The following is a 6624-nucleotide window of genomic DNA, read 5'->3' on the forward strand; positions in this document are numbered from 1 at the left end:
AGTTTGAAGGGTGGATTTCATAAAAGAAGCATATAAAAGAATAAGCTTCGCATATCGTGTATAAGGAAGTGTATTTATGGAAGAATCACCATTTTACCGTGACACTTGGGTGGAAGTGGATTTAGATGCGATCTATAACAATATTACACATATTAAAAATTTCATTCCAAGTGATGTAGAGATTTTTGCTGTAGTTAAAGCGAATGCATATGGACACGATTATGTACCGGTAGCTAAAACGGCATTAGAAGCAGGGGCGACAAGGTTAGCAGTTGCCTTTTTAGATGAAGCTTTAGTGCTTCGAAGGGCTGGTATTACTGTGCCGATTTTAGTGTTAGGTCCTTCCCCGCCTCGTGATGTCAATGTAGCTGCTGAAAATGATGTAGCGTTAACGGTTTTTCAAAAAGAATGGGTGGATGAAGCAATCAAACTTTGGGATGGTTCATCTACAATGAAATACCATATTAATTTCGATAGTGGTATGGGGAGAATTGGAATACGCGAACGCAAAGAATTAAAAGGGTTTTTAAAGAGTGTAAAAGGTGCACCATTTTTAGAATTAGAAGGAGTTTATACACATTTTGCAACAGCGGATGAGGTGGAGACTTCTTACTTTGATAAGCAATATAACACATTTTTGCAGCAGTTAAGTTGGTTGAAAGAGTTCGGAGTGGATCCTAAGTTTGTCCATACAGCTAATAGTGCTGCAACGCTACGTTTTCAAGGGATTACATTTAATGCAGTACGAATTGGCATTGCAATGTATGGGTTATCCCCGTCTGTAGAAATACGTCCTTTTTTACCGTTTAAATTAGAACCAGCGCTATCATTGCATACGAAAGTTGCTCATATTAAACAGGTGATTAAAGGGGATGGAATTAGCTATAACGTCACTTATCGGACGAAAACGGAAGAATGGATTGCAACCGTTGCAATTGGATATGCAGATGGATGGCTTAGAAGATTACAAGGATTTGAAGTGCTTATAAATGGTAAAAGGGTACCGATTGTAGGTCGAGTAACAATGGATCAATTCATGATACACCTTCCTTGTGAAGTGCCGCTTGGTACGAAAGTCACACTCATTGGAAGACAAGGTGATGAGTATATTAGTGCTACTGAGGTTGCTGAATATTCCGGGACCATTAATTATGAAATTATTGCAACGATAAGCTTCCGTGTGCCGAGAATATTTATACGGCATGGCAAGGTTGTAGAGGTAATTAATTATTTGAATAATATATAGAAGGTAGTATGTTTTGCTTCTTGTCATTTGAGAGGACTGTTCATTGTTTAAGAATAAGCTCGTTTTTGATGAGAAGCTTTGTACTTATATTTACTTTTAACATGAATTTTGCGGTGAAACTTTTTCGCTTCTTGTTTGTAATGAGATAAAAAATAAAAGAATATGAATGTTTTGTTTGTGAATTGGAAAACATAAGCAAGGAATAAGGAAGTCTTTGCAACAGGCTCCATACAATGGTATTATTACAATAGGTGTCATATATATATTTGGGTGTGTAGTTGACGGTGGAGGTGTATTTTTGTGTCCGAATCAAGTGTAACTACTGAAATCGTGGTTCGGTTGCCAAAGCAAATGGTAACGGAATTGGACGGAATTGGAAAACAAGAGAATAAGAATCGCCATGAACTAATTTGCCAGGCAACACAACTGTTATTGCGTCAACATAAGACGAAGAAACGCTACCAACATGAATCAATGCGACGTGGGTACATTGAAATGGGAAAAATTAATCTTGGTATTGCATCTGAAGCTTTCTTAGCAGAGTATGAAGCAGCTCATACAGTAGAACGCTTAGTTAGCGGGGGGTAATATTTTGATTGTAAAACGCGGCGACGTGTATTTTGCAGACCTTTCCCCAGTTGTTGGTTCTGAGCAAGGAGGCGTTCGTCCGGTTCTTGTCATTCAAAATGACATCGGAAATCGTTTTAGTCCAACGGTGATTGTAGCGGCTATTACTGCACAGATTCAAAAAGCTAAATTACCCACTCATGTGGAAATTGATGCGAAAAAGTACGGTTTTGAGAGAGATTCTGTTATTTTACTTGAGCAGATTCGAACAATCGATAAGCAGCGCTTAACGGACAAAATCACTCACTTAGATGAAGTGATGATGATTCGTGTAGATGAAGCGCTACAAATTAGTTTAGGACTAATAGATTTTTAAATCGGCAGTTTAAGTTGCTCTCTTTACAGGGCAACTTTTTTTTATTATAGAGGAGGTTACGGTTGTATATGGAAATGGTAGATAATCGACAAGCGTTAATGAAAATGTTAGTGAAGGAATTAGGCTTTACCGAAAAGCAAGTTCGTCATGTTATTCAATTAACAGAAGAAGGTAACACAGTTCCATTTATTGCTCGTTACCGAAAAGAATGGACAGGCTCTTTAGATGAAGTGCAAATTCGTACAATTTTAGAGAGATGGCAATATATGATGCAACTTGAAGATAGGAAAGAAGAGGTTCTTCGTCTTATTGATGAGAAGGGGAAACTGACAGGAGAGTTACGTCAGCAAATTGTTAAAGCTGCAAAGTTGCAAGAAGTAGAAGATTTATATCGTCCATATAAAGAGAAAAGAAGAACGAAAGCAACGATTGCAAAAGAAAAAGGACTAGAGCCGTTAGCTGAATGGTTATTGTTATATAAGAAAGAAGATCCAAATCAGAAGGCAGTGGAGTTTATTAACGCAGAGAAAGAAGTGCAATCTGCAGAAGAAGCGTTACAAGGTGCCCAAGACATTATTGCAGAAATCATTTCAGATGAAGCGGCGTATCGTAGTTGGATTCGGAATGTTACTTTTAGAAAAGGTGTTATGTCTTCGTCCGTAAAAGATGAAGAGAAAGATGAAAAGAATATATATGAAATGTATTACAGTTATGAAGAACCGTTGCAGAAAGTAGTGCCGCATCGTGTATTAGCGATGAATCGTGGTGAGAAAGAAGATATATTGAGAGTTTCTGTTGTTCCACCAGTAGATGAGATAGTAACTTTCTTATATAAGAAAGTAATTCGTGATAACGATTCGAAAAGTGCACATTATGTAAAGTTAGCAATTGAGGATGGTTATAAACGATTAATTCAATCCTCTATTGAAAGAGAGATTCGAAAAGAATTAACAGAAACAGCTGAGGAACAAGCGATACATATTTTCTCTGAGAACTTACGTAATTTGTTATTACAACCTCCAATGAAAGGAAAGGTTGTGTTAGCTGTAGACCCGGCATATAGAACGGGTTGTAAATTAGCCATTGTAGACGATACGGGAAAAGTTCTATATATCGATGTTATTTATCCGCATCCACCAGTGCGTAAATATGAAGATGCAAAAACGAAAGTTCTTTCTATTATAGATAAATATCAAGTTGAAATGATTGCGATTGGGAATGGTACAGCTTCTAGAGAATCGGAAGAATTTATAGTTGATGTATTACAAAGTGTGAAACGAGAAGTCTTCTATATTATAGTGAATGAAGCTGGTGCGAGTGTGTATTCGGCCTCTGATTTAGCGCGTGAGGAATTCCCGGATTTGCAGGTTGAAGAAAGAAGTGCTGTTTCTATCGGCAGACGTCTGCAAGATCCACTTGCTGAACTGGTAAAGATTGACCCTAAATCAGTTGGGGTTGGACAATATCAACATGATGTATCTCAAAAGAGATTGAATGAATCATTAACGTTTGTAGTAGAGACGGCAGTTAACCAAGTCGGTGTGAATGTAAATACAGCTTCAGTTGCTTTATTGCAATATGTTTCGGGTTTATCGAAAACTGTTGCGAAAAATATTGTGGCAAAGCGTGAAGAAGAAGGGAAATTTACAAAACGAACAGACTTAAAGAAAATACCGCGTCTAGGTGCCAAGACATATGAACAATGTATAGGTTTCTTACGTATATTAGAGGGGGCAAATCCGTTAGACAGAACGGGTATTCATCCAGAACAATATAAAAATGTTGAATTGTTATTGAAGAGTCTAGGATTATCAAAAGGTGACGTAGGGCAACCGCAGTTGCAAAAGAGCCTAGAAGAAGTAGAGATTTCTAAGTTATCGGAAGAAACGGGAGTTGGGGAGCCAACGTTAGTTGATATTATAGATGCACTCATTAGTCCAGAGCGAGACATGAGGGATGAGTTGCCTAAACCGCTTCTGAAAAAAGGGATTTTGAAATTAGAAGATTTAAAACGTGGTATGGAACTGGAAGGGACAGTTCGTAACGTTGTTGATTTTGGTGCTTTTGTTGATGTAGGTGTAAAACAAGATGGTTTAGTACATATTTCTAAACTAAGCAAACAGTACGTGAAGCATCCTTTAGATATTGTATCTGTCGGACAAATCGTCAAGGTATGGGTAGATGAGATTGATACGAAAAAAGGTCGCGTTGCACTATCCATGTTGCCGATTGAATAGTAAGAGAAGAGAGCAGATGAAACTGCTCTTTTTTTATGGGATAAAATGTGTAATGGATTATGAGCTTTGATGTATTTTGCTATAATAAAACCAGCATTCATTTAGTAATTTGATTTGATACCGGTTTTTTTCAAAATATGCGCGTTGCATTTGTTTTTTTAGCCACGTAGGCATAGGAATCCCTCCTTGTTTAATCCTGCTCTCAAAAATGTAAGGTACTATTGATGAGAGGTTGGTGAGTGGATTTCTATTCATGCTATGTTTTTAGAAACCACGCTTCTTGAATGAGGATGGGTATATGTACTATTTAATATATGTATAAGGGAAGAGAAAAGTGTAAAAATATTTTTTTGTTTAGGAGGAATGAGAGTGGATGAGCAAGAAATACAGCGTCTGGTGGAAGAAGTATCACTACAATACTTCGGAATATCATTTTTACATAAAGCTATGTTCAATAGTAGGCTGCGTACAACTGGTGGACGCTATCTATTGAATACACACAATATTGAACTGAATTATCGATATTACGAAATGTATGGGAAAGAAGAGTTAGTTGGAATTATTAAACATGAGCTTTGTCATTATCACTTACATATTGCAGGAAGAGGCTATAAGCATCGGGATAGGGATTTTCGTGAATTGTTAAAGGTAGTTGATGCACCGCGCTTTTGTAAACGAATGATAAATGAAGAGAAAGAAAAAAAGGTTTATACGTATGAATGTATGGGCTGTTTGCTTCAATATGTAAGAAGACGTCAAATAAATACAAAAAGATATGTCTGCGGAAAGTGTAAAGGGAAACTAAACCTGATAAAGAAAACATCTTGACAGTAAAAACGCAATCCAGTATATTATAAACATGTCACGTTTGTACAAGATGTTGTGAAAAAACTTCTTGACTTACGATGAGAAATTTTGTAAGATACAAATTGTCTTTATTATTCCGCAGTAGCTCAGTGGTAGAGCTATCGGCTGTTAACCGATCGGTCGTAGGTTCGAGTCCTACCTGCGGAGCCATACAGAGAAGTACCCAAGTGGCTCAAGGGGCTCCCCTGCTAAGGGAGTAGATCGCTAACGCGGTGCGAGGGTTCGAATCCCTTCTTCTCTGCCATACATACTGGCCCGTTGGTCAAGTGGTTAAGACACCGCCCTTTCACGGCGGTAACACGGGTTCGAATCCCGTACGGGTCACCACTTCGGAGGATTAGCTCAGCTGGGAGAGCACCTGCCTTACAAGCAGGGGGTCGGCGGTTCGATCCCGTCATCCTCCACCATATAAATTATATAAATAGTATCATCGCGGGGTGGAGCAGCACGGTAGCTCGTCGGGCTCATAACCCGAAGGTCGCAGGTTCAAATCCTGTCCCCGCAACCAAATGGTCCCGTGGTGTAGTGGTTAACATGCCTGCCTGTCACGCAGGAGATCGCCGGTTCGACCCCGGTCGGGACCGCCATTTTAACTTCTGCTACTTGGCAGTTGTTTTTTATTGGACATTATGTTACAATAACATTTGTCTTTGAAAAGAAGATAAACATTACGATGGGCTATAGCCAAGCGGTAAGGCAACGGACTTTGACTCCGTCATGCGCTGGTTCGAATCCAGCTAGCCCAGCCATTTACGAGCCATTAGCTCAGTTGGTAGAGCATCTGACTTTTAATCAGAGGGTCGAAGGTTCGAATCCTTCATGGCTCACTTTTGTTTTTTCCGCGCGGTCGTGGCGGAACGGCAGACGCGCTAGGTTGAGGGCCTAGTGGGGGAAACCCCGTGGAGGTTCAAGTCCTCTCGGCCGCATCAAAAAAATCTTTTAAAAAGTACTTGCATTTGAAAATGTAGTATGATAAGATAATTGAGTCGCCAAAATACAACGACGAAAAAACATCATGAATAAGCGCCCGTAGCTCAATTGGATAGAGCGTTTGACTACGGATCAAGAGGTTAGGGGTTCGACTCCTCTCGGGCGCGCCATAACGGGAAGTGGCTCAGCTTGGTAGAGCACCTGGTTTGGGACCAGGGGGTCGCAGGTTCAAATCCTGTCTTCCCGACCACGCGGGTGTAGTTTAGTGGTAAAACAAGAGCCTTCCAAGCTCTGGTCGAGAGTTCGATTCTCTTCACCCGCTTTTAGTTCTTTGAAAACTGAACGAAACAAACAACGTGAAACGTCAATTTTTATTTTTAGATGCTAGACAAACTAACTTT

The 6624-nt window shown here is 39.4% G+C and carries 6 protein-coding genes and 12 tRNA genes; 17 read left to right on the forward strand and 1 reads right to left on the reverse strand.

The annotated features are described in order from the left end of the window. Positions 1-76: 76 nt before the first annotated feature. The 4 genes from alr to FS742_RS25625 all read left to right on the forward strand — a co-directional run bounded on the left by alr (position 77) and on the right by FS742_RS25625 (position 4426). Positions 77-1246, forward strand: a complete 1170-nt coding sequence (alr, locus tag FS742_RS25605) for an alanine racemase (protein WP_144616184.1) — start codon at positions 77-79, stop codon at positions 1244-1246. A gap of 300 nt (positions 1247-1546) precedes the next feature. Then, positions 1547-1834 (forward strand): antitoxin EndoAI, encoded by a 288-nt coding sequence (locus tag FS742_RS25615; RefSeq protein WP_000004570.1) that lies wholly within the window; start codon positions 1547-1549, stop codon positions 1832-1834. Between the two features lie 4 nt (positions 1835-1838). Further along, the gene (gene ndoA, locus FS742_RS25620) at positions 1839-2189 is read left to right on the forward strand and encodes a type II toxin-antitoxin system endoribonuclease NdoA (RefSeq protein WP_000635963.1); all 351 of its coding nucleotides are present in this window, start codon (positions 1839-1841) and stop codon (positions 2187-2189) included. A gap of 68 nt (positions 2190-2257) precedes the next feature. Continuing rightward, the gene (locus FS742_RS25625; protein WP_144616187.1) at positions 2258-4426 is read left to right on the forward strand and encodes a Tex family protein; all 2169 of its coding nucleotides are present in this window, start codon (positions 2258-2260) and stop codon (positions 4424-4426) included. 57 nt (positions 4427-4483) lie between these two features. On the opposite strand, the gene cmpA is transcribed toward FS742_RS25625, so the two are convergent. Continuing rightward, positions 4484-4600 (reverse strand): cortex morphogenetic protein CmpA, encoded by a 117-nt coding sequence (gene cmpA, locus FS742_RS25630; RefSeq protein WP_001143642.1) that lies wholly within the window; start codon positions 4598-4600, stop codon positions 4484-4486. A 195-nt stretch (positions 4601-4795) separates the two neighbouring features. Here cmpA and FS742_RS25635 point away from each other — a divergent pair, with 195 nt between their 5' ends. The 13 genes from FS742_RS25635 to FS742_RS25695 all read left to right on the forward strand — a co-directional run bounded on the left by FS742_RS25635 (position 4796) and on the right by FS742_RS25695 (position 6545). Beyond that, entirely contained in the window at positions 4796-5254 is a 459-nt protein-coding gene (locus FS742_RS25635; RefSeq protein ID WP_144616189.1) for a SprT family protein, read from the forward strand. A gap of 114 nt (positions 5255-5368) precedes the next feature. Further along, a tRNA-Asn gene (locus FS742_RS25640) sits at positions 5369-5443 on the forward strand. A gap of 3 nt (positions 5444-5446) precedes the next feature. Next, a tRNA-Ser gene (locus FS742_RS25645) sits at positions 5447-5537 on the forward strand. 8 nt (positions 5538-5545) lie between these two features. Then, positions 5546-5620: transfer RNA gene (locus FS742_RS25650), tRNA-Glu, on the forward strand. A gap of 4 nt (positions 5621-5624) precedes the next feature. Continuing rightward, positions 5625-5700 (forward strand) — tRNA-Val (locus FS742_RS25655). 24 nt (positions 5701-5724) lie between these two features. After that, a tRNA-Met gene (locus FS742_RS25660) sits at positions 5725-5801 on the forward strand. Positions 5802-5804: 3 nt separating this feature from the next. Beyond that, positions 5805-5880 (forward strand) — tRNA-Asp (locus FS742_RS25665). A gap of 87 nt (positions 5881-5967) precedes the next feature. Further along, positions 5968-6042: transfer RNA gene (locus FS742_RS25670), tRNA-Gln, on the forward strand. A 5-nt stretch (positions 6043-6047) separates the two neighbouring features. Continuing rightward, positions 6048-6120: transfer RNA gene (locus FS742_RS25675), tRNA-Lys, on the forward strand. Positions 6121-6136: 16 nt separating this feature from the next. Next, positions 6137-6219, forward strand: a tRNA-Leu gene (locus tag FS742_RS25680). Positions 6220-6316: 97 nt separating this feature from the next. Further along, positions 6317-6393 (forward strand) — tRNA-Arg (locus tag FS742_RS25685). Between the two features lie 3 nt (positions 6394-6396). Next, a tRNA-Pro gene (locus FS742_RS25690) sits at positions 6397-6473 on the forward strand. 1 nt (position 6474) lies between these two features. Further along, positions 6475-6545 (forward strand) — tRNA-Gly (locus FS742_RS25695). Positions 6546-6624 lie beyond the last annotated feature (79 nt).

Source organism: Bacillus cereus (genome assembly GCF_007678085.1).
Taxonomy (GTDB): domain Bacteria; phylum Bacillota; class Bacilli; order Bacillales; family Bacillaceae_G; genus Bacillus_A; species Bacillus_A cereus_BE.

What these genes read in the sequence shown, in the direction of transcription:
- cmpA (WP_001143642.1), bottom strand. Translation starts at nt 4,600, where the DNA reads ATGCCTACGTGGCTAAAAAAACAAATGCAACGCGCATATTTTGAAAAA.
- alr (WP_144616184.1), top strand. Translation starts at nt 77, where the DNA reads ATGGAAGAATCACCATTTTACCGTGACACTTGGGTGGAAGTGGATTTA.
- FS742_RS25625 (WP_144616187.1), top strand. Translation starts at nt 2,258, where the DNA reads ATGGAAATGGTAGATAATCGACAAGCGTTAATGAAAATGTTAGTGAAG.